The 3,907-nt window shown below is 40.3% G+C and carries 3 protein-coding genes and 1 pseudogene; 2 read left to right on the top strand and 2 right to left on the bottom strand.

The window, feature by feature from the left end:
- Positions 1-714 (bottom strand): reverse transcriptase domain-containing protein (locus ACM55F_RS18710; RefSeq protein WP_416855321.1); only part of this gene is annotated, 714 nt, incomplete at its 3' end.
- Between the two features lie 804 nt (positions 715-1,518).
- Here ACM55F_RS18710 and ACM55F_RS18705 point away from each other — a divergent pair.
- Positions 1,519-2,154 carry a leucine-rich repeat domain-containing protein gene (locus tag ACM55F_RS18705; protein ID WP_416855320.1) on the top strand — a complete coding sequence of 212 codons (636 nt, stop codon included), beginning with the start codon at positions 1,519-1,521 and terminating at the stop codon, positions 2,152-2,154.
- 59 nt (positions 2,155-2,213) lie between these two features.
- Here the strand turns inward: ACM55F_RS18705 and ACM55F_RS18700 are convergent, their stop codons facing one another.
- On the bottom strand, positions 2,214-3,254 hold the full coding sequence (locus ACM55F_RS18700; protein WP_416855319.1) for a reverse transcriptase domain-containing protein: 1,041 nt from the start codon (positions 3,252-3,254) through the stop codon (positions 2,214-2,216).
- A 3-nt stretch (positions 3,255-3,257) separates the two neighbouring features.
- Between ACM55F_RS18700 and ACM55F_RS18695 the strand changes: the two are divergent.
- A pseudogene (locus ACM55F_RS18695) lies at positions 3,258-3,907 on the top strand (transposase); the annotation flags it as partial.

Raw genomic sequence — 3,907 nt, 5'->3', positions numbered from 1 at the left:
GTTACCAACCGTTTTGGCTTGGTATCTCGATTTGGTGTAGATGCTGAAATCATCGGCGTAACGGACAAACTTCAATCCTTTTCGTGTCAGTTCTTTGTCCAATTCGTGGAGCAAAATATTTGACAAAAGCGGACTTATTGGGCTTCCTTGCGGAACGCCTTTTCTGCGTTTTACCAGTTTCCCTTTGATGAGTATTGGCATTCGCAACCATTTGCGGATTAATCGCAAAGTTGTTGGGCATTTTACCTTTTGGTAAATCAGGTTCAGCAACAAGCAATGGTCCACTTCGTCGAAGAAGGTCTTTAGGTCAATATCTACAATATAATTGTAGCCTTCGTGAATGTTTCCCAAGGCTTTACCCACCGCTTGGCGGGCGTTTTTGTTGGGTCGAAATCCAAAGCTGTTCACGCTAAAATCTTTTTCAAATCTTGGCATCATTGCTTGTGATACGGCTTGTTGAAGTAGTCTATCCACTACTGTTGGGATTCCCAAGAGTCGGAGTTTTCCGCCTCCCTTTGGAATCTCCACTCCAAGAATGGGTTGCGGTACATAACGATTATTCTTAATATCGTCCAATAATGCAGTTTTGTGTTCACGAAAATAATCCGCTAGTTGAGTGGTTTTTAAGCCATCAACGCCCGCACTGCCTTTATTGGCGACTACTTGATGTAGCGCCTTTTGGAGATTGTAAGGATGTATTACTTGTGCAATCATTCTTGTTGTTTTAATCTGTCCCGAAACTTCGGGATTATTTCAGATTCTTGTTTAACCTGTTCCGCTTTTCTAGGGCTATAACTTGCGCCATTCCGTTAGAAATTGAGAACCACTTGCGTTCAGTCCTTCCTTGTTTGTGAGACTTATACCATTTCTATTGGTAACTCGTTGCCCCAAGTACTATGACTTCTGCTGACTTCTCTTTTGGGATTAACCCGTAATCCAAGAGACCTCCCTCGGTAAGCACTTCCTCTTTCTGTCTATCCCCGACGCATCTACTAACTAAATCTGTTGTCTCTAGGCTTTGCATTGCTGTGCATGCTTACCCCAATTTAGCTAGCCTCGTATGCGCTTCGTGTTCCTCGGTACAGACTTTTGCCGTTTGGCTTCCTTCACTCAAAGAATCGCTTCTTCCGAGCTTGCCACGTGCTAATCGGCTCAATATAACACAACAACTTGCCGATAAGGGACTTGCACCCTCTAGATAAAATTCCTACTTTTGAGGAATTGGAAGTGCATGCAAGGCACACACAGCCGTTACACGAGATTTGGGCATTAGGTTGAATTTAAAGATGGTTTTGTATTTGGAAAATTTGTGTTTAACCGAAAAACCTCGCATCTTTAATCCCAAACCTCGTGTAGCGCCAGAACGTTAGGCGTCAGCTTACACACGAAACGAGAAAAAACACGAAAATAGATTAATTAAAAATTAACAGATTGAAGAACAACTATAGAAACACTATTTTCATATTCTTAACAATACTTATTATTTCGTGCAAACAAAACTCTAAATCACAAATAACTATGAGTACGGATAAAGTTGACAGTTTAAAAATTGGCTTGTCTGGTTCTTGGGGAAATGCAACTATTGATTGGGGAGACGGAACGACAATCAACTCAAATGATTTGTGGTCAATGCCCATTTATTTTAACAAAAGCTATTCAGACAAAAAAAGCCACGCAATTGCAATAAATGGTAGTGGACGAAATACTATTATAGGTATATTTTGTTCCAACAATGATTTAACTAGTTTAAATGTAAGTAATAATCCCAAATTAAATTATTTGGTAATCCTTAGTAACAAACTGAAAAATATTGATGTTAGTAAAAATCTTGAATTAATCGAATTAGATTGCACTTTGAATCAATTGAAAAGTTTAGATGTTAGTAAAAATACTTTGCTTGAGACTTTATCTTGTGAAAACAATCAGCTTAAAAGTCTAGATGTTCGTAATAACACAAAATTAGCATCTTTGTTTTTACGTTCAAATCAATTAAATGCTACTCAAATAAATAAGTTATTTGAAACTTTACACAAAAATAAAATTTGGGATAAAACAATTTTTATTGGGGGAAATCCTGGTGTCGAAAAATGCGACAAAAGTATTGCTACAAGTAAAGGATGGAAAGTTGATTCAGAACTTGTGGAATTTAAATAATAAAAGCCGAACGCCTAATCGAGTAGACGGCTCCGCCAGAAACTGACGGAGTGCGCCTCTCACACCACCGTACGTACGGGTCTCGTATACGGCGGTTCGCAAAGTGATGGGTTGAGTTCCATGTAAATCTCCAACATTGATTGATAGCCTTTCTTCTTAAGTCGCAGTAGGGTAATTGTAGTGGTAAGAATTGGACTTTGGGCAATGCGCCATCCTCCTTTTCTGGTTCTGCTCCAAGCATAAGCATGGTCTTTGTCAATCCCTAGTCGCATCAGGTTTTTCCTTTTGCGTTCGGGTTTCTTCCAATCCGTCCAGATACAATAGCGCAGTCTGTTGCGCAACCATCCGTCAATATCTCGTAACTTTCCTTGAATACTTGTTCCCCGAAAATAGTTTAACCATCCTCGTTGGATTTCGTTGATTTTCCGGATGCGTTCCTCGAAATTTCTCGGTGCGGTTTTGCGGGTCACTTCTTTTAGACTTTGCTTGAGTTTTGCCCAAGCTTTGTCCCCTACCGTTAATTGATACCTGCCTTTTACCCCTTTTTGATAGGTCGATGCAAACGTGAATCCCAATATCGTGAATTGAATGGGTTTTCTAATCCCACTCTTTTCCAGATTAATGGTTAGTTTTAGCTTATCTCTCAGAAATAGAAAGATAGCGTTTCCAACCGTTTTGGCTTGGTATTTTGATTTGGTGTAAATACTGAAATCATCGGCATAACGAACAAACTTCAATCCTTTTCGTGTCAGTTCTTTGTCCAATTCGTGGAGCAAAATATTTGACAAAAGCGGACTTATAGGGCTTCCTTGCGGAACGCCTTTTCTGCGTTTTACCAGTTTTCTTTTGATAAGTATCGGCACTCGCAACCATTTGCGGATCAATCGCAAAGTCGTAGGGCATTTTACCTTTTGGTAAATTAGGTTCATCAGCAAGCAATGGTCGACTTCGTCAAAGAAGGTCTTTAGGTCAATATCTACAATATAATTGTAGCCTTCATGAATGTTACCCAAGGCTTTGCCCACCGCCTGGCGGGCGTTTTTGTTGGGGCGAAATCCGAAGCTGTTCACGCTAAAATCTTTTTCGAATCTTGGCATCATCATTTCCGCAAAGACAATCCTAAAGCCATTGCTCGCATTTTTCGTGCAACGGTGAAACTCGCCTCCCACTTTGAACTCATTGGTGGCGCTTTGGTTGCAGGAGACAGCACCAAACTCAGAGCGCAAAACTCCAAGAAAAACAATTTTAATCCCAACAAAATAGAGCGTCATATTGCTTATATCGATGCCAAACTCGAAGAATACAACTCGGCTTTAGCCAAAGAAGATGGTGATGTTCTGGAAAAACAAACCATAGCAAAAAAGATCAAAAAACATACCGTTCAGAAACAAAAATACATTGGGTATCAAAACACAATTCATACTACAGGCGTGACCCAAATCTCCACTTCAGATCCCGATAGTCGCCAAATCATGACTCGAAACAACATATCAGAAGTGGCCTACACGGTACAAACCACAGTGGATGCGCTGCACAACATTCCCATTGATTTCAAAGTGACTAATGAAAACGATTCCAAAGCTATGGGCGGCATGTTGCGACGAACCAAAAATATTTTGGGGAACAACAATTTTATAGCCATTTACGACAAAGGTTATCACACGGGGAGCGAATTTGAATATGCAAACCGACTTGGCATTGATGTACTGGTAGCTATTCCTGGTGTGTCTGCACATGCGCCTGATACTGCTTT

The sequence above is a fragment of the Flavobacterium melibiosi genome (assembly GCF_048158545.1).
Lineage (GTDB): Bacteria > Bacteroidota > Bacteroidia > Flavobacteriales > Flavobacteriaceae > Flavobacterium > Flavobacterium melibiosi.
The sequence above is the reverse complement of the archived record's forward strand: the minus strand, read 5'-3'. Positions and strand labels throughout refer to the sequence as shown.